The sequence below is a fragment of the Amphritea sp. GJ51-11 genome, assembly GCF_055808735.1.
Genome location: NZ_CM147881.1, coordinates 2,793,066 through 2,815,102, shown reverse-complemented (window position 1 = coordinate 2,815,102; position 22,037 = coordinate 2,793,066). Strand labels below are relative to the sequence as shown.

At 48.3% G+C, this 22,037-nt stretch carries 18 protein-coding genes and 6 tRNA genes; 15 read left to right on the top strand and 9 right to left on the bottom strand.

The genetic code is table 11. The features are described 5' to 3' along the window. Window positions 1-21 precede the first annotated feature (21 nt). The gene (locus AC0L4K_RS12635; RefSeq protein ID WP_473266457.1) at window positions 22-1,038 is read left to right on the top strand and encodes an IS110 family RNA-guided transposase; all 1,017 of its coding nucleotides are present in this window, start codon (window positions 22-24) and stop codon (window positions 1,036-1,038) included. Between the two features lie 190 nt (window positions 1,039-1,228). Here AC0L4K_RS12635 and AC0L4K_RS12630 read toward each other — a convergent pair whose 3' ends face one another. From AC0L4K_RS12630 to AC0L4K_RS12600, 7 genes are all read right to left on the bottom strand, one after another. Further along, window positions 1,229-1,681, bottom strand: coding sequence for a hypothetical protein (locus tag AC0L4K_RS12630; RefSeq protein WP_473266455.1), 453 nt, complete (start codon window positions 1,679-1,681; stop codon window positions 1,229-1,231). Window positions 1,682-2,133: 452 nt separating this feature from the next. Beyond that, window positions 2,134-2,210: transfer RNA gene (locus tag AC0L4K_RS12625), tRNA-Pro, on the bottom strand. Between the two features lie 68 nt (window positions 2,211-2,278). Continuing rightward, window positions 2,279-2,355, bottom strand: a tRNA-Pro gene (locus tag AC0L4K_RS12620). 48 nt (window positions 2,356-2,403) lie between these two features. Further along, a tRNA-Pro gene (locus AC0L4K_RS12615) sits at window positions 2,404-2,480 on the bottom strand. Between the two features lie 79 nt (window positions 2,481-2,559). After that, window positions 2,560-2,636, bottom strand: a tRNA-Pro gene (locus AC0L4K_RS12610). A gap of 11 nt (window positions 2,637-2,647) precedes the next feature. Next, window positions 2,648-2,723, bottom strand: a tRNA-Asn gene (locus AC0L4K_RS12605). 25 nt (window positions 2,724-2,748) lie between these two features. Further along, a tRNA-Asn gene (locus tag AC0L4K_RS12600) sits at window positions 2,749-2,824 on the bottom strand. A 282-nt stretch (window positions 2,825-3,106) separates the two neighbouring features. On the opposite strand from AC0L4K_RS12600, the gene ycaO reads away from it, so the two are divergent. The 5 genes from ycaO (at window position 3,107) to AC0L4K_RS12575 (ending at window position 10,706) form a co-directional block, all read left to right on the top strand. Continuing rightward, window positions 3,107-4,867, top strand: a complete 1,761-nt coding sequence (ycaO, locus tag AC0L4K_RS12595; protein ID WP_473266453.1) for a 30S ribosomal protein S12 methylthiotransferase accessory factor YcaO — start codon at window positions 3,107-3,109, stop codon at window positions 4,865-4,867. Between the two features lie 187 nt (window positions 4,868-5,054). Continuing rightward, on the top strand, window positions 5,055-6,461 hold the full coding sequence (locus tag AC0L4K_RS12590) for a Wadjet anti-phage system protein JetA family protein (RefSeq protein ID WP_417224047.1): 1,407 nt from the start codon (window positions 5,055-5,057) through the stop codon (window positions 6,459-6,461). After that, window positions 6,461-7,270, top strand: a complete 810-nt coding sequence (locus AC0L4K_RS12585) for a DUF4194 domain-containing protein (RefSeq protein WP_473266451.1) — start codon at window positions 6,461-6,463, stop codon at window positions 7,268-7,270. The genes AC0L4K_RS12590 and AC0L4K_RS12585 overlap by 1 nt, the downstream gene beginning before the upstream one ends. Further along, on the top strand, window positions 7,267-8,136 hold the full coding sequence (locus tag AC0L4K_RS12580) for an ATP-binding protein (RefSeq protein WP_473266449.1): 870 nt from the start codon (window positions 7,267-7,269) through the stop codon (window positions 8,134-8,136). The genes AC0L4K_RS12585 and AC0L4K_RS12580 overlap by 4 nt, the downstream gene beginning before the upstream one ends. 98 nt (window positions 8,137-8,234) lie before the next feature. Further along, window positions 8,235-10,706 (top strand): SbcC/MukB-like Walker B domain-containing protein, encoded by a 2,472-nt coding sequence (locus AC0L4K_RS12575; RefSeq protein ID WP_473269223.1) that lies wholly within the window; start codon window positions 8,235-8,237, stop codon window positions 10,704-10,706. Window positions 10,707-10,780: 74 nt separating this feature from the next. Here the strand turns inward: AC0L4K_RS12575 and AC0L4K_RS12570 are convergent, their stop codons facing one another. Beyond that, on the bottom strand, window positions 10,781-11,518 hold the full coding sequence (locus tag AC0L4K_RS12570; RefSeq protein WP_473266447.1) for a hypothetical protein: 738 nt from the start codon (window positions 11,516-11,518) through the stop codon (window positions 10,781-10,783). 65 nt (window positions 11,519-11,583) lie between these two features. Here AC0L4K_RS12570 and AC0L4K_RS12565 point away from each other — a divergent pair, with 65 nt between their 5' ends. The 6 genes from AC0L4K_RS12565 (at window position 11,584) to AC0L4K_RS12540 (ending at window position 17,346) form a co-directional block, all read left to right on the top strand. Then, complete coding sequence (locus AC0L4K_RS12565; protein ID WP_417224041.1) at window positions 11,584-11,937, top strand: hypothetical protein; 354 nt, start codon at window positions 11,584-11,586, stop codon at window positions 11,935-11,937. Window positions 11,938-12,030: 93 nt separating this feature from the next. Next, window positions 12,031-13,368, top strand: a complete 1,338-nt coding sequence (locus AC0L4K_RS12560; protein ID WP_417224039.1) for a DUF3422 family protein — start codon at window positions 12,031-12,033, stop codon at window positions 13,366-13,368. A gap of 17 nt (window positions 13,369-13,385) precedes the next feature. Then, window positions 13,386-13,703: a BolA family protein gene (locus AC0L4K_RS12555; RefSeq protein WP_417224037.1), complete on the top strand. Its 318-nt coding sequence runs from the start codon at window positions 13,386-13,388 to the stop codon at window positions 13,701-13,703. Between the two features lie 66 nt (window positions 13,704-13,769). After that, window positions 13,770-15,554 (top strand): ABC transporter ATP-binding protein, encoded by a 1,785-nt coding sequence (locus tag AC0L4K_RS12550; RefSeq protein ID WP_473266445.1) that lies wholly within the window; start codon window positions 13,770-13,772, stop codon window positions 15,552-15,554. A gap of 71 nt (window positions 15,555-15,625) precedes the next feature. Beyond that, on the top strand, window positions 15,626-16,753 hold the full coding sequence (locus AC0L4K_RS12545; RefSeq protein WP_473266443.1) for a phospholipase D-like domain-containing protein: 1,128 nt from the start codon (window positions 15,626-15,628) through the stop codon (window positions 16,751-16,753). A gap of 131 nt (window positions 16,754-16,884) precedes the next feature. After that, the gene (locus AC0L4K_RS12540) at window positions 16,885-17,346 is read left to right on the top strand and encodes an outer membrane lipoprotein (RefSeq protein ID WP_417224032.1); all 462 of its coding nucleotides are present in this window, start codon (window positions 16,885-16,887) and stop codon (window positions 17,344-17,346) included. 126 nt (window positions 17,347-17,472) lie between these two features. Here the strand turns inward: AC0L4K_RS12540 and AC0L4K_RS12535 are convergent, their stop codons facing one another. After that, on the bottom strand, window positions 17,473-18,066 hold the full coding sequence (locus AC0L4K_RS12535) for a YecA/YgfB family protein (protein WP_473266441.1): 594 nt from the start codon (window positions 18,064-18,066) through the stop codon (window positions 17,473-17,475). A 128-nt stretch (window positions 18,067-18,194) separates the two neighbouring features. On the opposite strand from AC0L4K_RS12535, the gene recQ reads away from it, so the two are divergent. From recQ to AC0L4K_RS12520, 3 genes are all read left to right on the top strand, one after another. Next, the gene (gene recQ, locus AC0L4K_RS12530) at window positions 18,195-20,336 is read left to right on the top strand and encodes a DNA helicase RecQ (RefSeq protein WP_473266439.1); all 2,142 of its coding nucleotides are present in this window, start codon (window positions 18,195-18,197) and stop codon (window positions 20,334-20,336) included. A 62-nt stretch (window positions 20,337-20,398) separates the two neighbouring features. Beyond that, window positions 20,399-20,761 (top strand): YqaA family protein, encoded by a 363-nt coding sequence (locus tag AC0L4K_RS12525; protein ID WP_473266438.1) that lies wholly within the window; start codon window positions 20,399-20,401, stop codon window positions 20,759-20,761. Between the two features lie 74 nt (window positions 20,762-20,835). Beyond that, the gene (locus tag AC0L4K_RS12520) at window positions 20,836-21,621 is read left to right on the top strand and encodes a hypothetical protein (RefSeq protein WP_473266436.1); all 786 of its coding nucleotides are present in this window, start codon (window positions 20,836-20,838) and stop codon (window positions 21,619-21,621) included. Window positions 21,622-22,037 lie beyond the last annotated feature (416 nt).

Genomic DNA, 22,037 nt, shown 5'->3' with positions numbered 1-22,037 from the left:
ACCAACAAGGAGAACCATCTCATGTATATCAAAGTCCTTGGAATCGATTTAGGCAAGTCTTCTTTTCATTTAATGGGTCGTGACGCCCAAGATCAGCAAGTTTGCAAAAAGAAACTCTCTCGTCAAAAACTCATTACGTTTATCGCTCAACTCCCACCATGTCTCATTGCATTTGAGGCCTGCGGCGGTGCTCATTGGTTAGGTCGCCTCTGCTTGGATCATGGCCATGACGTTCGATTAATCCCACCTCAATACGTTAAACCTTTCGTTAAAGGCAACAAAAATGACTTTATCGATGCATTGGCGATTACTGAAGCGGCCCGTCGTCCTGACATGCGTTTTGTCGCCGTTAAGTCGATTGAGTCACAAAGTCAGCTCATCGTACACCGAGTGCGTGAAGGCTTTGTCGCCGATCGTACCGCCTGTATGTCGCGTATAGGTGCGTTATTATTAGAGTTTGGATTATCTTTCCCGCGTGGGCACTCGGCCATGAAAAGACTGTTTTCATGGTTAAGTATGCAAAAAGTAACACTATGCCCAGCCATCATTGGTGAGCTTCAGGTGATGCATGATCACTACTGTTACTTAAATGAAAAAATCGCCGCTCAGGACGCAAAAATCGTTAAACAGGTTAAGGAAAGTAGTCGTTGTCAGCTATTAAAAACGGTTCCAGGCATTGGTGACATGACAGCAAGCCAGTTAGCGGCAGAAGTAGGCAATGCGCATCAGTTTAAAAACGGTCGGGAAATGGCTGCCTGGTTAGGGTTGGTGCCACGGCAATATTCAACAGGAGGAAAACCGACATTATTAGGTATTAGTAAACGAGGTAATAAGCGCCTCAGGTGTTTACTGGTACAGGGTGCGAGAGCGATCTTATCGCGATTAGACAGTTATCGAGGCGTAATGTACGACTGGCTAAGAAAACTACGCGCAAAAAAATCATTTAATACAGTGTGCATTGCCTTAGCGAATAAGCTATCGAGAATAGCCTATGCCATTTTAAGTAAGAATGAGCCTTATCAGGTGCAACAAGTTTAATCAGGTTTGCAATAATAGAGCGTGATGATGAAAACGGTTGACCGTCTGGGTAGTAAACCTGTCATAAAAAACAGCTGTTATAGGCTGTCGGCTTTTTAAGGGCTATCTGGCGCGGATGCTCATCGTGGAGCGGGAATAAAAGCTTCCCAACTTAAGACTCCGAATACATTAGCGCAAAACCACCTCACGATCACAAATCTATGTTGCAATCATGAGGGGAACCATACATTTTTATGTTAAGAAACAGGTAGGCCATGATAAATAGTGCTAAGGGGACAAAAATAGCGCTAACGTGGAGTGCATTGTAGGGCTGCGTTGTATAGGTGAAGTACCCTAATGCCAAGCAGTTGAGTATGAAGAGGAAAGCTATCAGTACGCTAGGTATAGGGGATTCGCATCGTCGATAACTAAATACCACCATACCCCAAATAAAGGTGGTTGATAGGATGGCGGAGACAATTTTCAGCGGTACGCCGATATCGAATATATATAGAAACCAGCTTAGGCAATTTGCGGTAATTGCCACCGTGAAGAAGAATGTAGAGCGCTGTTTGCCTTCCGGGTTTTTGATTCGCGTGCCTGAAAAAGCTAACACTAGATTGATGAGCGCTACGGTAAAGAAATAAGCTTGCTCTGTTGTCATATCTTATCCTTGATATGCAGTCTTTGACGGCCTAGGTTAGGCGGTCGACCTGAGTGTTTCGCAATGATTATATTAGACATAAATGAAACGCTATTGTCAGTCTAAATCGTTATCAAGGCTACTAATTATCTATTAATGATAAGTAAGGCATCAGTCATGGCTGTTTGGCTTGAGCATCTGCAATGATCAGGCGTGGCTAAGTCTAACGAATTTGATAACAGAGAGCGCCGAGAAGTCATGTTGAATAACAGAGAGTGTATGAGAAAAAAATCCGGAGTAGCTGTATACAAGATAAAACAGACGGTGATGTATACCCCGGTGAATAACGAAATAACTTCTGTTAAGGTTCAGCGAAGGGGAGGTGCTGAAAAACAGTATTGTTTGTATGAAAAATCATATAAACGAAAAAAGGGAGTGTAAATCATCTAGTAGTTAGAGCAGTAATATATAAGTGGTCGGGGCAGCAGGATTCGAACCTACGACCCTCTGGTCCCAAACCAGATGCGCTACCAGGCTGCGCTATGCCCCGACTAAGGGTTGTATCTGGGTAGATACAGTGTTGCTCAATACCAGTAATAAAATAAGTATTACAAATTATGGTCGGGGCAGCAGGATTCGAACCTACGACCCTCTGGTCCCAAACCAGATGCGCTACCAGGCTGCGCTATGCCCCGACTAAGGGTTGTATCCGGGTAGATACGATACTTACGTTAAACTTTAAATGGTCGGGGCAGCAGGATTCGAACCTACGACCCTCTGGTCCCAAACCAGATGCGCTACCAGGCTGCGCTATGCCCCGACGAAGAACGATGTTTATACACGAACGATCAAACGTGTTTCAGAAACTAACCACTCAAAGTTTTAGGGAAACTTTAAAGTGGTCGGGGCAGCAGGATTCGAACCTACGACCCTCTGGTCCCAAACCAGATGCGCTACCAGGCTGCGCTATGCCCCGTTCTGAGTGAATGGCTCCTCGAGCTGGACTCGAACCAGCGACCAATAGATTAACAGTCTACTGCTCTACCAACTGAGCTATCGAGGAATGTCATTCATTACGGTTAAAAGGTTGGCTCCTCGAGCTGGACTCGAACCAGCGACCAATAGATTAACAGTCTACTGCTCTACCAACTGAGCTATCAAGGAACGTCTCAACCGTGGCGGCGTATATTAATGATGAGGTGGGTATGCGTCAAGTGGGTTAGGTAAATATTTTACTGTTTTATTAAGTGGTTAAATAACGATCTAACTAGTAGCGCTTTTCTTTTTTGGGTTCATAGGGGGATAATGCCGTAGTGATTTTTTAGTTGTTGTTTGTTTGTCGCTCAAACAAACCTTATAACCGAGCTAGATGGGCTTAAACGATGCTTTTTTGCCGTTCTAAAATAGGTTTTCACTCACAACGGGCAGCAAAGGTCCCTTATCTTTATGAATATGATTCCCGGTAAAGATGTATCGCTGAAAGATATGATAGCGCTTATGAGTGCCCGTTTACAGGCATTAGGCTTTGATGTTGAAGTGGAGCAATGTCAGAACCCGGTAGTGAATGTCTGGTCCGTGCAATTACAGGATCGTCGTTGCTCTATCTGTTGTACCCGCGGCAAGGGCACTTCCAAAGAGGCGGCATTGGCGAGTGCGTTATGGTCTTTTTTTGAGCGTTTGAGCAGTGGCTATTTCTTTAGCGGCTATTATTTCGGACAGGCGGTAGCTGCGGGTGATGTGGTTTACGCACCTAATGAGCGCTGGTTTCCGGTGAGTGGTAACGATTTACCCGATGGTTTGTTAGATCAACCCACACGGTTGCATTACAACATGAATGGTGAACTGAAAGCGTCGATGTTGATGGACATTCATGCGAACCATCGCGCTTCAGCTATCTGTGCCATTCCATTTGAACATCAGCGTAGTGGTGATCAGGTGTGGATCCCGGTAAATATTATTAACAACCTTTACGCAAGTAATGGCATGGCGGCGGGGAATACTGCTACTGAGGCTAGGGTGCAGGCGCTGGCGGAAATTTTCCAACGGCATATCAAAAATACGATTATTTCATCCGGGATTAGTTTGCCGACTATTCCTGCTGAGGTGCTGGGCCGTTATCCCACCATCATGGCGTCAATTGAAAGTTTGCGGCGTGATGGTTACCTAGTGTTGGTGAAAGATGCCTCATTGGGCGGCCAATTTCCATTGGTGAATGTAACCTTAATTAGCCCTTTGGATGGCGGCTGTTGTGCCGCGTTTGGTGCGCACCCTAAATTTGCCGTGGCGTTTGAACGAGCGGTGGCTGAGTTGCTGCAAGGGCGCAGTCTGGATGATCTATCTGGGTTCTTACTGCCATCATTCGATCTTGCTGAGGTGGCGGATCAGCATAATTTAAATGCACATTTGATAAATTCGAGTGGCTCAGTAGCGTGGGATCTGTTCGCTACCGAAACCGATTATGACTATACCGAGTGGAATATCGAAGGTGATGCGCAGGCTGAATTTGAGCGTTTGTGTTATTTGATTCATAAAGTTGATATGGATATCTATATCGCCGATTACGATCACTTAGGTGTGCCCTGTTGTCACATTATCGTGCCGGGCATGTCGGAGGTGTGTCCTGTTGATGTGTTGGTGCGAGATAACTGCAATGCCGGTGTGGTATTGCGTCAGCCATTGCTGAATTTGTCGACGCTAAGCGATGCGGCCATCGAGGCGTTGTTAGTCGCGCTGGAAGAAGGCGGTTTTGATGATGGTCAGCGGGTCGTTGAGGTCATCGGTATTTTGCCTGACGACGATAGTGCTTGGGGGAGTCTGCGGGTAGGTGAGCTTAAATGCTTGTTAAACCTACGCTTAGGTGAACTCGATGAAGCACTGATTTGGAGCGAGTGGATACAGCAATGTAGGCCACAAGATCAAGGTCTTGAGCGTTTATATCGCTGTTTGCATCAGTGTTTGATGTTCCGTCTTGATGCTGAGCGGTCATTAGAGCAATACCATGATCTGCTGAATCAGATTTATGGTGTTGAGCGGGTCAATCAGGTATTGGAGATGGTCGATGGCCATGGTGTTTTTGTTGGTTTAGTCTCATCAACGCTAGCGCTGGAGTCTTTTCAGACGCACTTGGCAATGGTGTCGGTTTATACTCACTTACTCGATGTTAAAAAAGTTCTTGATCAAACATTAATCAATATTTTATCTGTTTGATTTTTAATGTTTTTTGGCCGGCTTTTCGAAAAATTGAAGGGCTTTGATTGAGCCGTCTTGTTTGCCACTTGGTCAGTGTGGCTATTTCCGCTATCATCGGTAACCTTATTAAGGAAGTGGTCCGCCAAGAACTTATTTGGACCTATTTCTACCTTCCCCGACAGCGTGCCCGGAGATTTTAGCTGAGATGCTTTTTAAAAAGCTTCCCGAAACAATATTTGTCCCTTTATCGGGGCAAAATAAACATATCTACGAGGCAGTTCTACTGGATCTTGCTGATCAGTTCTTCGATGAAGACCTGGTTGATCCGTTCGTGCCTAAAGATCTGATTCGTTCCTGTATCGAGGATACCGTGGTGCGCCTTGGCGTGCGTCGTTGGGAGCCAGAAGAGGGTGAATCTGAGGCTGAACGGCAAGAGCTTCCTCGTTCAACGGCGGAATATACCAATCGTATTTATCGTCGTTTGGTGGATACCGGCTGGCTTGAAGAAGAGCAGCGGATCTACCGTACTTTTGTGCTGTTGTCGCCGGCCATTAGTTATCTGCTGCGGACGCTCGTGGGCATTAATGAGTTGGAAAAGCGCAGTTATGGTGGTGCGGTTCTCAACGTCTTGAGCTCTCTGGAATCCGCGATTAGTGATCCAGCGGGGCGTGGTATTACCTTGCAGGAAGCGGCGCAAACTGCGGCAGATTTCAGCGCTCACCTGACCGATATGATGTTGGGGTTGCGGGAGCTTAAAATCAGTCTCGCGGCGACGTCGAATCCTCAAGAAATTGTGCGTAGTTTCTTCGATCGCTTTGTGGCCCACATATTGGTATCCGACTATAAAACCCTGAAGACCAAGAACAACCCGTTCCGTTTTCGGCGGCAGATCCTCTCTATGCTGCGGGATCTTCAATTTGACCCGCTCAAGGTCGAGAAGCTCACTAAGCATTATCAGGAACAGTTTGAACTGAACTTTGTTGATGCCGAAGCGATGGTGCATAGCCATATCAATCGGATCATCCGTATTTTTGAGTCGGTCGACCAACGTTTAGCCACGATCGATGATTTCCGTTACCGTCTCGAGAAACGGGTGGCGGATACGGTTCGCTATATGGATAAGACGACGCCGGGCATGAGTTCACGGCTGTCGCGCCTAATCTCCGATGTATCTAAGCTCGATGATCGTGTCATACCGCATATTGATACCCTTGACGGTGTGGCGTTCTTGGCGCCGGGTAGTGTGCGTTCGCCGATTAAACGTCGGGTTGAAACTAAACCTCGAGTAATTCGCCCCGTAGAGATCGATCCGCGGGTGCTGGAGATGCGCCAGCTGTTTAAAGAGTATAAAGCGCGTCGCGAAGTGAAGCCGGAAAATATCGAACTCTATGTCGAACGCCATCTTTTGGATAGAAAAGTGATCTCCGCCACCGATTTCACCATTGAGTGTATCGAGGATTACATCTGCTTCAGTTATCTGCGGCATATGCGCTCACTGGGTAAAAAAGGGCGGGGCACGGCCAATAAGTATGAAATTAAGTTTGAAGATAATTATGTCAATGTCGCGGATATGGTTGAGTGTCGCGATTTCAGTATTCAGAGGAAAGTATAATGCTGGGTGATCTGCAGAAAATCATCGGTCGTAGCGATCAGTACCAGGAAGAGGATTTCGTTCATGCGGCCAATATGCTGCTGGTAAATCAGTTTCTTTATTCTGAACGCTCTGGGCATCGTGATAGCTATTTCCTTGTGGCGTCCCATATCGATTACTTTACCAATCTGTTTGCGGCTATTGGCTGGTCATTGATTTATCAACCGGATGAAGCCTATTTAGGGATTCTGCCTAAAGGTGAAGAGCGCTTTATGCGGCTGAAGTTGGATGAGTCTCTGTTTCTGTTGTGCTTGCGTCAGCAGTATGAGCAAAAGCTGGAAGCCTTTGATGTAGAGGCCGGTCGCGCTTATATCACCACCAACGATCTGCTAACCCTGTATGAAAACCTCACCGGGCGTGAAATCCCTAATGAGACGCGGTTAAAAGAGCTGTTGTCGTTATTCAGCCGACACGGGGTTATTGAGCGGGGCAAGCCGCATGAAACCGATCCGAAGAATATTCCATTAACCATTAATCCATCTATTCGTCAGGTAGTGGTAGAGGACTTTATCGGGCAGCTCGAAGCACTGTGCGAAGAGCGGGATGATGAGTTACCCCCAAAAGTGGCGGCAGAGGATGGTCAAGCACAGCCAGAGGTGCAAGCCGATACTGCGGCTGATAACGCGACTGGTGAGGCAGACGCGTCAACGCCTGAGGCCGTGTCTACCGTTGAAACTGATGCCGCTGAAACTAATGAAAGTGCAGATCGTGCCTCTGAAGAAACTGAAGACAATAATACCGGCACGGCCGCCGAGGAGAACCGCTCATGAAACAGCTCAATAGAATGGTGCTGGTGAACTGGTATGTGCTGGGTGCCGTCGAAATTCCGATTAAGGGTAATGTGGCAGTGATTGGCCCGAACGGTTCGGGTAAATCCTCGTTGCTGGATGCGATTCAGACGGTGTTGATGGGCGGCAACAAAAAGTTTCTCAGCTTTAACGCCAGTGCTGGTGAGAAGAGTGAGCGTAGCCTGCGCACCTACTGCCTTGGCTTTATGGATGATCTAGGCAAAAAAGAGAATGCTCGACAGGATTCCGTCAGTTATCTGGCGCTCAGTTTCTTCGATACCGAAACCGGTAAAGAGACTTGCGTAGGCTTGGCGATCAGTGCTTCGCTCTCCTCCCCTGAGGAAGATATTTTAGGGCGCTTTATTCTGCCTGATTTTTCCGTCAGCCTCGAAGATTTTACGGTGAAGCAGGATGGCGGTCGCTTACCTAAAGAGTGGCCGGTGGTTAAAGAAAGCCTGCTGAAGCAGTGTCCCGAGATGAAGTTAGAGAAACGGGCCAACCGTTTTATTCGCGAGCTGGTGACAGAACTCAGTTACGATCAGCAGATGCCCAACGATGATGAAAAGTTTGTGAAAAACTTTCGTAATGCGTTGAAGTTTATACCGATCAACAGTCCTACACGGTTTATTCGCGAATTTGTCCTCGATGAGAATATTGTCCATGTGGGGGCTTTCGCAAATCGCTGGATGAATACCGAGCGATGGAGCAGAAAACCCGCGAAGTTTCAAACCGCATTGATGAACTGGAAAAGGTTCAGGAGCAGTGTAAAGGGATCGATCGTAACGTTAAGAACTCGGTCGAGTATGAATGGGTGGTGCATGAAACCCGCTTTGAACACGCCGATCTGAAAAAAGAGGAAGCGCAAGAGCGGCTTGAGGTTAATCAGGTCAAAGAGACCACGCTGCAAACCAATCTTGAAACGAAGAGTGAAGAGCTCAATGAGATTATGCAGTCGCTGGCGAATACCCGTGCCGAGCTGAATAACACGGACAGTGCACATAAAGTCAAAGCGCTGGAAAACTCCATCGATGCGCGTCAGCATGAGCTGAATGTAGTGAAAGAGAAAGTCCAGCATGTGTATTCACTGCTGCGTTCGGCCGTGAGTTTTGCTAACTATCAGCAATACCTGCCGGATAGTTTTATTCCGGTGGTTAAAGATTCGGTTGAGCTATGGCGTTCCGGTGAAGATATGATGGCCGAAACCTGGCCTCAGGCGCCGGTGGATGTGGATAACAATCTGAACCAGCTGAAAGCCTCGGTGGACTCCGTGCGGCGAGAGATTGCGCGCCGTTTTGAATCCTCGGTAATTCGTATGAATGAGCTGCGCAGTGAGATTCAGAATCAGAAAAGTGCCGTTGAACAGCTAAAAGAGGGCCGCGCCCCCTTGCGCCGGAATACTCGTGAGCTGATGCAGCTGTTAAAAGATTATGGCATCGATTCCACGCCTATCTGTGAGTTGGTCGATATCAATGATGAGAAATGGCGCATTGCGATCGAAAGTTTTCTCGGTGCGCGCCGTGAAGCGTTAATTGTCGATCCCGATCGGGTGAAAGAAGCGATCACTCTCTATCGCCGTAAGGGTCGCCATCTGAAAGGTTGTCGAGTTGTTAATACCACTAAATCCCATGAGTGGCTTAACCGTTCTAAACCTGGCTCGTTAGCGCAGTTTGTTGATTGTCAGAGCGACGATGCTCTGGCCTATATGAACCGTGCGTTGGGCGGGGTGATGGCGGTTGAAACCGAAAGCCAGCTGCTGAAGCAAGAGCGTGCCTTAACCTACGATTGCATGCTGCAAACCGAAGGCACCACCACTTCGATCCGTGAAGAGGCGCCGATGATGGGCAGCGGTGGTGGTCGACGTCAGCATCAACTGCAGCAGCAGGATCGTCAAGTTGATCAGATGATGGCTGAGTTCAGTGCGCTGAACAAGGATCATGAAGCCTTGGATAGTCTGCGGGAAAATCTAATCCGCATGACGGCGGCGCTGACTGGAGTGACTGAGCGCACCTTTGATCTAGTGAATCAGCGGGAGATGCTGCAAACCGAGATCGAAGGTTATCGTCAAGGTATTACCGATCTGCGTAACCAAGATGACAGCGGTATCCAAAAACGGATAAGTGAGTTGGTCGAGGCGCAAAAAGCCACCCAGCTCGCCCAGAAAAAACTGATGGATCAGTTGCAGTCTACCCGGACTAGCTTGATTAAAGACAATGCCTCCCTAGAAGTGTTGGATAATGAGCTGGGTGATCATGCGAATGCCCGGACACGATGCGAAGCAGATGCGAATTTTGACGCCCAGTCGGCCCAAGAGAAGCGCGATTATATGGATGAGTCTTGTTCTGGTGACTTGGATCGGATTATCTTTGAGTCGGCCAAGAAAGCGCAATCCGAGCTGGCCTTAGTCGAGCGTAAAAAGAATATTGTCCGTGATGGTGTGGCTCAGTATAAGGCTCGTTACCATGGCTCAGGCCTGAGTCATCAGGACTTGGATAAAGTGAGTGAAGATTCATCCCATGAGCAGTTAGCACAGTTTGTTGATGACACGATTCAGTCGTTGCGTGATAGCGAGCTGGCGGAATACACCGAAAAGGCTGAGCGCGCGAGACTCGAGGCTGAAACCTCATTCCGTTCAGACTTTGTGGCGCACCTTAAAGATCAGATCGATAAGATTAAAGAGCTGATTCGTGAACTGAATGCACACCTTAAAAATCGTCCATTCCATCGTGAAATGTATAGTTTTGAGATGATGCCAAACCCCGAATTGAAAGATATTCTTGAGTTGGTCGAAGCCTATACCCGCATGGATCAGGCGAATGTCGGTTCACTGTTTGACTTCAAATATGATGAAAAACGTCCGCACCAAGACGCACTGGCTAAGATTCATGAAGTGTTGAAAGATGAGGGTGAAAGCAGCCTGCTGCAGGACTACCGTAACTTCTATAACTTTGAATTGGTGGTTAAAGATCTTGATGGTAACCGCAAAACCACCCTGTCTCAGCGGATTAAAACCGGTTCCGGTGGTGAGCATCAGGTGCCATTTTATGTGGCAATTGCTGCTGCAATGGGGGCGACCTATCGTCTTCGGGATAGCGCTGATGGTGTCACGTTGGGTGGTATTAGCTTGTCGGTCTTCGATGAAGCCTTCAATAAACTGGATGCGGAAAACACCGTGACCTCATTGGGCTTTATGAGTGACTTAGGCTTGCAGACGCTGATTGCGGCACCGGATGATAAGTATTCGCTGATGGCGACCACCATGGATACCATTATCAATGTGTGTCGGGATGGCCGGATTGTGGATATTGATGTGGAGTTCCCAACCATCAATGGCAAGGAGCTACTTAACTCCGATAACCCTTATCGACTGATTGAGAAATCGACCGATATTGATGATGTTGAAGGATTAGTGCCCGCCTAAGTGTTCGCTTAACAAGTGCCTGGATCAGCGGTAATGGTTCAGGCGCTTAGCGCTTACTCATGGTTTAGCTCGTCTTAGCTATTCACTGCACTTGTCCAGCGGGTTCCTCGTTGGGCAATTTTTGGTTTTGGGGTGTGAAAATTCGGCTCGAAGCTACACAGTGGTGTGTTTTGGCGCAGAATAGTCAGGCGGCTCGAGTCATTTGGGTGTGGTCGCACCTGCCACAGCTGTGGTTGGTTGATTATCTCTACCAACATGCTCTGTATCTCGGGTGTCGGTATGCCTCTAAACTCAACCATAAATTGATCGTTGCCGGGCAGTGCTAGCTGTTCGGTACGCATATCTTGGTATTGTTGGTTCGCCAGTAGGCAGGCTAGATGGCGCAGCTCCCAGTGCGCTGGCGGGGCGGTGAGAGGGATCAACCGTCCAAGGTTGCCCGGTGAGATGATTGATCGATCGCGAGAAAAAAACTTGCGCACCGTCAGGTCGGTATGAGCTTTCAATAGTGAGTTGTCGCGCACATTACCATCAAAGTTAATCTGCGCCAGCCCGTCGATCATTATTTCGAGATTAAAATCACAGGCCTTAATAAACTTCCACGCCGGTGCCATCGAGGAGCGAGAGCCGAGGCTATATTTCATCGCCTGTTTGCCGTGCCGGGTGTTTCGTTCCAGTACGGTGATCATCAGATAGGTGGTTTGAAAGTCGACCATCGCCTCGGGTTGTTCGGTAAAGCAGCAGGAGACTTCTCTTTTGCAGAAGTTAAGCCAGGCTTGTTTGGTATTCAGATGGGGCAAGCAGCGGATATTCATTCACATCTCAAAGGCTGGGGTTATAATGCTGGCCTCTAGTTTAGCTGAAGTTGGGAGAAGCCTCTATGAAACTGATTAATCGTTCGGGATTTGCGGTGCTGCCACGTCAGCCGTTTGTTGAGTGGGCCAACCAGCAGCAGGATGAGTTGAATCAGACCATGAGTCTTGCCGATCATCGCGCTGAGGGGAGTGTGTATTTAGCGGAAGAGTTTCAGAGTGAGGAGGATATCACTGAGCAACTGGCCCAGCATTATGGCAGCATCTTTGAGAATGAGTTGGCCGCATGGGATGAGTTCGGTGATCATTGGCCCGAGCAGCGTACGCTTGCGCTGTTTCACAAATGGTTTGAGGTTATCCCTCAAGTTATGGCGGTTGATCTGTTACAGGAACCCCTATTGTTGGCTCCTTTGGCGGATTAACATCACCTTTTCGGTGTAGGTCTTCAGGATGGTTGCTTTAATAAGCGGTAATCGCTGAGAATAGTAGTTTGTTAATGGTTAACAGGTAGTTCGATGTCGGCAAGTTCTCTTCAGCTTAATATGCATCCGTTGCGTGAATCACTCTATGAAGAGATGCATTCACGGCCGTTCCAGGTTATCCCCAGTCCGGCACGCATTACCCATCTTTCGGTTGTCTCTAGTGAACAGCAAAAGGCTGAGCAGTTCAGTCATTTGCAGCAGTTGTGTAAGGTGCTTGGCGGTGCTGTACCCAACGAGGATCTGCCCTGCTTTCAACAGCAGTTTGGTGATCTTCAGGTTCGCTGGGAAAAGCATATGGAGTTTGTCTCCTATACCTTTATCTGGTTGGGCGGACAGTCGAGTGACCCCTTTGCTGAAACCGGTATTAGCCATCTACCCGAGGGGTGGCTAGAAGGAATTTGTGGCGAGGTGGTGGCCGCGTTCCATATGTCCATTGAAGATGTCCGCAGTCGGGGTGAACCGGCGCTTCCTGAAGTTAAAAAGCACTTCGAGTCGATGCGTCTGGTCGGTAGCCAGCCGTCCCAAGGGGCGGCTCAGGTGTGGACCAGCTACCGTATGCACAGTGATGGTTATGGGCGGTTTTTGATCTACAATCGGGAGATGAGTGACAGTCAGTTAGGGCGCTTGATTCAGCGTTTACTAGAGATCGAATCCTATCGCTTAATGACGTTGATGGGCTTACCAATGGCGCGTTCCATCGGCCCGCAGTTACAGTTGATGGATCAGCAGTTGGCTGAGTTAACACAGATCTTGTCGGTCGAGGAATATGATGATGAAAAGTGCCGTGATGAACGGGAACTGTTAGGCCGCTTGATTCATTTAGCTTCACGCGTCGAGGCCTACCGTGCCCGTTCCACCTTTCGCTTTAATGCCACCAATGCCTATCAGGATTTAGTGATGCAGCGTTTGGCTGATCTACGCGAAGACGAGGTATCGGGTCACCTGACACTGCATGAGTTTATTACGCGGCGGATGATTCCAGCCGTTCGGACCTGTAAAGCCACCGCCGAGCGATTAGAAGATCTGTCACGCCGTATCGACCGGGTGAGTGATATGCTGCGCACCCAAGTCGAACTGTCGATTCAGGGGCAAAATCAAGAGTTGCTTAGTTCGATGGACCGGCGTTCGCGGATTCAATTAATGATGCAGCACACTGTCGAAGGGTTATCGGTTGCGGCGATCAGTTATTACACCATTGGGCTGGTGAAAATTTTTATCGGCGTGTTATATGATCAGGGGCTGCATATTAACAAAAGCCTCTCGCTGGGGATCTCGATGCCATTGGTCATTGTGACGGTGGCGCTGCTTACCCGACGAATTCATTCCAAATTTAGTAAATTAGCTGCCGATTCGGCGGATAAAACCAAATAAACCAGATTAGGATCGATATGAGTATTGCAACCGCGATTGAGCAACGTTTGACCCAAGGGTTAGGGTTACAGCATCTTGTGATTGAAAATGAAAGCCATATGCACAGTGGTCCTGCCACGGAAAGTCACTTTAAATTGGCGGTCGTGGCGGATGATTTTGAGGGAAAGCGGGCTGTCGCTCGCCATCAGATGATTTATGGGTTGCTGTCGGAATTGATGAATAACCCCATTCATGCATTGGCGCTGCATCTGTATACCGTGGCTGAATGGCAGGAAAAAAATGGTGCGATTCCGGCTTCACCTAACTGTATGGGTGGCTCAAAAAGCGATGCTTGATGGCAAGCTTAAGTCCGCATCCAGCGATAGACTCCCTCGATACACAGCCTAGAGATATGACTCTGCATGAATCAGCCGACCTATAATTGGAAGTATATTTTCAGTGTAGCGCTGGAATACCGCCCGTTATTGATTAAGGCCAATCTTATCGCCTTGCTGGCGACCTGCGCCAGTGTACCGTTGCCGTTGTTGATGCCGATGTTAGTTGATGAGGTGTTGCTGGATCAGCCCGGAGCCTTGGTGCGTTTATGTCACCAACTGTTTCCCGATGATTGGGCCGGACCGGTGTTATATATCAGCGCAGTGCTGTTGTTGACGATTATTTTACGCGGTGCGGCGCTGATTTTTAATGTCTGGCAGGGGCGGCAATTTTCGATTATTTCCAAGGAGGTTATCTTTCGCATCAGGGCTGGTTTATTGCAACGGCTCAAGCGGATCTCTATGGCTGAATATGAGTCCTTGGGGAGTGGCTCGGTTAGTTCTCATTTTATTACCGATCTGGATACCGTTGATCGCTTCGTCGGGGCATCGGTCAGTCGGTTGTTAATCGCACTGTTAACCATTATTGGCACGGCCATCGTCTTAATCTGGATGAATTGGCAACTGGCACTGTTTATTTTGCTGTTAAATCCGTTGGTCGTTTGGCTAACGATGCTGATCGGCAAGCAGGTGAAAGAGCTTAAAAAGCATGAAAATCGTGCCTACGAGCAATTTCAGGGTGGCTTAACCGAAGTGTTGGAGGCGATCTACCAAATTCGAGCCGCCAACCGAGAAAACCATTATCTGCAACGGTTAATCGGTGATGCTCGTTCATTGCGTGATCACTCAACCCGCTTTGAATGGCGCAGTGAGGCGGCCAACCGCTTTAGTTTTATGGTGTTTCTGGTGGGGTTTGATCTCTTTCGAGCTTTATCGATGGGAATGGTGGTGTTTTCCGATCTCAGTATCGGCCAGATGATGGCCGTATTTGGTTATCTTTGGTTTATGATGGGGCCGGTACAGGAGGTGCTAGGGATCCAGTATGCTTTTTATGGCGCGAAAGCGGCTTTGCAGCGTATCAATCGGTTGACGGAGTTGGATGAAGAACCCGATTATCCGCACCAGAAAAACCCTTTCTCTGGCTCGGCATCGGTGTCTATCGAGTTGAAAGATATCTATTTTAGCTATATTGATGGGCAGGAAATACTCAAAGGTCTATCGCTTAAAATTCCGGCTGGGCAAAAGATTGCTTTAGTGGGGGCGAGCGGTGGGGGGAAGTCGACATTGGTGCAGGTGTTGCTGGGGCTTTATCAGGCGGAGCGCGGGCAGGTGCTATTTAATGATGTGCCGGTGGAGCAGATCGGCCTTGACCGGGTGCGGGAAAATGTCGCGACCGTTTTGCAGCATCCCGCACTATTTAATGATTCGATCCGGGGTAATCTTACACTCGGGCGAGATTTCAGTGATCGACAACTGTGGCAAGCACTCGAGGTGGCGCAACTGGAGCCTTATGTCCGTCAGTTAGATGAGGGGCTAGATACCATGGTGGGTCGCCAAGGCGTGAGATTATCCGGTGGTCAGCGCCAGCGTCTAGCGATAGCAAGGATGGTGTTGACCGATCCTAAGGTGGTGATTTTGGATGAAGCGACCTCAGCTTTAGATGCTGAAACCGAATATAACTTACACCGTGATTTAGCGCACTTTTTACAGGGGCGAACTACCATTATTGTTGCTCATCGATTAAGCGCTGTGAAGCAGGCTGAACATGTGTATGTTTTTGAAGATGGTCAGGTGGCAGAGCAGGGTGATCATGATGCGTTGTTACAGCAGAATGGATTATATGCTCGGTTATATGGTCAGCATCAACACTGACCGCTGAACGATTGTCGATCCTCATGTTTGAACTTATGTTTGTGCTCTTATCTGTGTGAAGGGAGATCCGTATGCGAGGTCGATATCGTTGGTCTGGAGGCAATCGGGTTGAACTGCTGGTTGAAGGTGAGCGGTTTTTCCCGCGTATGTTACAGGTTATCAACGAGGCCCAAACGACGCTGCTACTGGAATTTTATATGGTCAGCTCAGGTGAAGTGGCTGATCAATTTATTGCCGCTTTGATCAATGCCGCCCGGCGAGGGGTGAGTGTCTGCTGGTTGATTGATGACTTTGGTGGTCGCCACTTTAAGCAGCAGGATAGCGAAAAGCTTCAGCGGGACGGGGTGCAGGTGCTGCGTTATAACCCCATTAGTCTGTTCAACAAGCTAGACAGTAACCTAGCGCGAGATCATCGGAAACTGATGATTGTTGATCAGCGTATCGGCTTTATCGGCGGTACTGGTATCAGTGATGAATACCTTCGTACCACACCGCTACATGGGGCACTTGCTTGGCACGAAGTGATGCTGCAGGTTGAGGGCGCGGTGGTGGCGGATATGGTGCAACTCTTTTCTCGTCAATGGCTTAAAAGTGGCGGTGTTATGCCGGCGATTAGCCCTCCAGATATGTTGCGCCAAGGCGATGCTTTGGCGCGGGTGACCGAAGTGGAAGGGCTGAAAATACAGCAGATTAAACGTAGTTTTGTGCATCATATGAATCAGGCAAGCGAACGGGTCTGGTTGGAAACCGCGTATTTCATTCCGGCTTTTTCAGTGCGTCGAAGTCTGCGGCAAGCCGCCCTGAGAGGGGTAGATGTCCGCTTGGTTGTTGCGGGCCCCGATACCGATCATCCTTGGGTTTACCATGCGTCAAAGCGCTATTATCGGCGTTTATTGCAAGCCGGAGTGAGAATCTTCGAATATCAAACGACGTTTTTGCATGCCAAGTTAGGGTTGTGTGATCAGTGGGTGTCCGTCGGTTCTTGTAACTTGGATCATTGGAACCTGCGTTGGAATCTTGAAGCGAATTTAGAAGTTGTGGAACCGACGTTAACCGCCACGGTCGAACAGCTGTTGCTCAGTGATATGCAGCGAAGCCGTGAGGTTTGTTATGAGCAGTGGTCACAGCGTCCTTGGTATCAGAAACTCAAAGAGGTGTGCTGGTCGATGTTATGTCAGTTGTTGTTAAAGATACGTTAAGCTGATAGCTGCTATCTTTTTATATAGCCTTGGGGTTTTCATATTACTTTCGGGCTATAGTGCAGGGAGTGGTGAGAGACGCTAATAAGCAACCCGCTTTTATATTTCAAAGTAAGTTTAGGATTGATGATATGAACAGAGTAACCATTATTGTATTTACCGCGGTAATGCTGATGCTTCAAGGGTGTGCTTCCTCATTGAGCGGCGATACCTATTCTCGGAGTGAAGCACGTAAGGTGCAGAATGTTGAATACGCTTGGGTTGATGCGGTTAAACCGGTTGTTATCGAGGGTCGTTCAGATAGTCCATTAGGTGCTGGTGCTGGCGCTATCGTAGGTGGTATTGCCGGTAGCACGGTCGGTGGTGGTAAAGGTAGCAGTATTGCCACGGTTGTAGGCGCCATTGCTGGTGGTATTGTTGGCCAGAAGGTCGAAGAAAGCTCTACCCGCAAGCAGGGGCAGGAAGTGACAGTAACACTTGAAAGTGGTCGGACTATTTCAGTTGTTCAGGAAGTCGATGGCGATGGCTTCTTTCAGCCCGGCGAGCGGGTGCGTGTGTTACGTCAAGGTTCAACCGCCCGAATTGTTCGTTAACCAAGGCTTGGCTGCCTGCTAATGCTATCCTTGTGTCGATATGACTAGCTGGCGGTATTGTTGAGATGTAAAAAAGCCCGCTATGTACAGCGGGCTTTTTTTGATCGAAATTATTAATGGCGGAAGTTATTTTTTGTCAGCAGGTGCGTGGAACAGCAAATACAGATCTACCAGCAGGTCTGGGATAGTACGGCACATCTCGTCGCATAAGGGTGTGTCGGCGCGCATTTTAACGAACTCTTCATCATCAAACAGTTCAGAGGCGATCATGATCGGTAGCATCAGTTCAGCGACTTCCTCTTCTGCCTGATGGTTAAACCACTCATCTTCTTTTAGGAAGACGCCTTCCATAAAGGCTTGGGACCAAGTGGTTAGGGCGCTTTGTTCTTCGTCATCTTCTGTCTCCAGGGTCAGATCGCAAGGTAGCAGCATGTCTTGGTCGTTATACAGATCGCTGCCGATACTAAAATAGAGTCGACGGAGCAGGCCTTCAATCCGGGATTTTTCTGTCTCTGAAAGGTATTCAGGGGTGCCGTCAAACAGCTCCTGTAGCCATTGTTTCTCAGTGATTTTAACTGGGCTGATGTTCAGCGCACAGAAATAGCCATGAGTCCCTATCAGATCCAAAGCATCCTCAGACACAGTTTCTGAGAACAAAAACGCTTCAAGCTCATCCAGTTCCTCATCGGTGAGTGGTGTATTCAGCATCGCATTTTGCATAGGTTCGGGTCCGGCTAATAAAGTGTGAGCCGATTCTATCAGTGAAAGGGCTTTGATCGTAGTGTTAATCTGCCCGAATCTTATAAATCTGGATGACAGTCTGCAATTCATACCGGATAATGCCGGGCATGATAGAAAAGGCGCAACAACTCTTAAAACAAATCTTTGGTTATGACCAGTTTAGGCATCCGCAGCAAGACGTGATTGAGACCTTGCTTGGCGATGGTGATGCTCTGGTGGTAATGCCAACTGGGGGCGGAAAATCGCTCTGTTATCAACTGCCGGCACTGATTCGCCCTGGGGTTGCCATCGTCGTATCACCGCTGATTGCGTTGATGCAAGATCAGGTGCAGGCACTGTCTCAATGGGGCATTAGTGCGGGCTATCTGAACTCATCCATGGATTACAGTATGGCGCAGGAGGTGGAGCACCAGCTGCGCAGCGGCACGCTGGATCTGCTCTATGTTGCGCCAGAGCGTTTGCTGCAACCTCGCACCTTGAAAATGCTATCAGAGTGCAAGTTAGCGCTGTTTGCGATCGATGAAGCCCACTGCGTTTCTCAGTGGGGGCATGATTTCCGACCAGAATATTTACAGCTCAGTTACTTGCAAGAGTGTTTTCCCGGTGTGCCTCGCATTGCTTTGACCGCGACCGCCGATGAGCGCACTCGAGATGAGATTTGTGAACGGCTTGGGCTACAGAATGCACGAAAATTTATTCAAGGGTTCGATCGGCCTAATATTCGTTATCGTATCGGCCAAAAGCACCGTGCTAAAGAGCAGTTGCTGAAGTTTCTGAAAGCGGAACATGCCACCGACTCCGGTATTGTGTATTGTCTATCGCGTAAAAAAGTCGAAGACACTGCCCAGTGGCTGCAGGAACAAGGGTTTAATGCTTTGCCTTATCATGCAGGCTTGCATGCTGAGCTACGCCGACATAATCAGCACCGTTTTCTAACTGAAGAAAATATTTTAATGGTGGCGACGGTGGCCTTTGGGATGGGAATTGATAAACCAAATGTGCGCTTCGTCGCCCATCTCGATCTACCAAAAAGTGTTGAAGCCTATTATCAAGAGACCGGGCGGGCGGGGCGTGATGGCCTGCCAGCTGATGCGTGGATGGTCTATGGTTTACAAGATGTAATTTTCTTGCGGCAGATGCTCGAAAGCTCGCAGGCCGATGAGCTACATAAAAGCATTGAACGGCAAAAACTCGAAGCGATGCTAGGGTTGTGCGAAATTACTAGTTGTCGGCGACAGACGTTATTGACTTACTTTGGTGAGCCGCTGCCGGAGCCCTGTGGTAATTGTGATACCTGTTTGGAGCCAGTGCCTGTTTGGGATGCTACTGAGTCGGCCCGTAAAGCGTTATCGGCCGTATATCGCTGTGGTCAGCGCTTTGGCGTTAACCACGTGATCGAGGTGCTGCTGGGTAAAAGCAGCGATCGAGTGACGGAGCTTAAACATCATGAGTTAAGCACCTTTGGTATTGGTAAAGAGCTGGATCGTAATCAGTGGCGTTCGGTGTTTCGTCAGTTAGTGGCGCGGGGCTATCTCAGTGTGGCGGCGAATAGTCATGGCGTACTCTATTTGACCGATAGTTGTCGGCCCTTGCTGAAGGGACAATTGCAGATTGAGATGCGTCAAGATAAGCGCAAGCAGGAGTCGTTCAGTAAACGTAATGACCCCCAACAAAAGCTCGATGTTGAAGATTATGGTCTGTGGAATGCGCTTAAAACGCTGCGTATGGCGTTGTCGAAAGAGCAGGATGTGCCGCCTTATGTAATCTTTCATGATGCAACCCTCATGGAAATGGTGATGTATCGCCCATTGACGCATCAGCAGATGGGGCGGTTGAACGGTATTGGTGAGCGAAAGCTTGAGCTGTACGGCGAACAGTTTTTAGAACTCATTCGTGAATACCAGACCGAACAGCAGCAGCCGCAAAATAAAGATCTGCAGGTGCAGCAATCTGTTGCCCTGTATCGCTCCGGCATGACGGTTGCGCAAGTTTCGAGGCAGCAGCACCTGTCTGAAAATGTGATCTATAACCACTTGGCAGAGGGGATTGGTTCTGGGGAGTTGGGGCTGACGGATGTGGTAGTGCTAACGGCAGAACAGTTACAGCAAGTGCAAAATGTGATGTGTGAATGTATGGCCTCTTATGGTGTATCTCTGAAGCCTGTCCATGAGGCGTTAGACGGACTTTATGAGTTTGGTGTGCTGCGCTGTATTCGGGCCGATATGGAGCGTCTTGAATCGAATCGTTAATAGGCCTTATCGATCCCGCGTTATGGGGTTTGTTCTTTAGTAGTTTTATTGCTTCAACCTTAATGCCCGGCGGCTCAGAAGTGTTGCTGGGTTATCTTTTGACTCAGCCAGATGCACAGCCTATTCTGTTGCTGCTGGTGGCCAGCTTAGGAAATAGCTTAGGTGGCATCCTGACTTACTTGATGGGGCGGTGGATCAGTCGGCGCTGGTCGGTGCCTGAGCCGCACAAAAGAAACCAGCAGCGAGCATGGGTTGTCATCAAGCGGTTTGGTGTCATCACCTTATTATTTTCATGGTTACCTCTCATTGGTGATCCTCTCTGTCTCGTAGCCGGTTGGCTTCGTTGTCGTCTGTGGCTATCGGTGCTGCTGATTATCATGGGTAAAACGCTACGCTACCTATTAATCGTTTTAGCTATTCACTAATATGATTGGCCAGTGCCCCGAGTGTGCTAAGCGTGTGTATAGGGGTAAATGTCAGCATTAAGAGTGGAGGCACTATGCTGAAATCGTCTCGCTTTCGTTTATTACGGATTATCCTGCTACTGATTGTGCTGTTTGTTGTTGCAATGAATGGCTGGTTAACAGACATGCGGATACAGGCTTGGGAGCGGCCAGTCTGGGTTGTCTTGTATCCGATTAATGCTGATGGCCGGGCTGATACTCAAGCCTATATCGATGCGCTGCGCGCGGATCATTTTGCCGAGATCAGTACTTTCTTACAGCGAGAGGCGTTGCGTTATCATCTTGCCCAGCAATCGCTTGCTGAGTTTTACCTAGCCCCCGTACTGACGACGCAGCCGCCTCAAATCGAGATTGGGGCTGATATGTTGGATCGCATAATCTGGAGTCTTCATATGCGCTGGTGGTCATGGCGAAATGATAATTGGGTTGGGCCTGAGCCTGATGTCAGAATCTATCTGCGCTATTTTTCACCACAGAAAAACCAACAGTTATCTCATTCCTTAGGGTTGCAGAAAGGTATGATTGGGTTGGTGAATGGTTTTGCCGGTGTCGATTATATGGGTACCAATAATTTTGTGATAACGCATGAGTTGATGCATACCTTTGGTGCATCGGATAAATATAATCTTGACACAAACGAGCCGCTTTACCCTGATGGCTATGCCGATCCGCAGCAGGAACCACTTTTGCCACAAACGCGGGCGGAAGTGATGGCGGGTCGTATAAAGGTTTCTCCGGGTTGGCTATTGATGCCGCAGAGCTTAGAGAGTGTTGTTGTTGGGCCTAAAACAGCCAATGAAATTGGTTGGGCTTCCTTTTAACAATTTTCGCAATAGAAATTGACGGATTTGATACGCGGCAACTGAGCAAATGAGAGAAATACCCATAATGAGATAATGGTTATTCGCTGGGTGAGCATATTAAAGCTAGACTATAACGACTGTATGTGGTTATTCTAGCACGATAAAAACGTTGATAATCAATATGTAAAAATGCTTAACAAGCACAGCTGGCGGTTGATTGGGGCCTTTGTGGTTATTTCAAAGTGGCGAATTTAAACAAGTTTGACACTTTCATGGTTTAACCGGAATGAGTACTAAACCCTTACTTACCGCTATTTCAGCTGATTTTCCTATGTTACTATCGACTAAATTTAAACAAATTGATGCTTGCGCCTGTATATCCTCGAAAGCCATGCTTTTGATGTCACTTGAATGCAACGAAAACATCATATTTT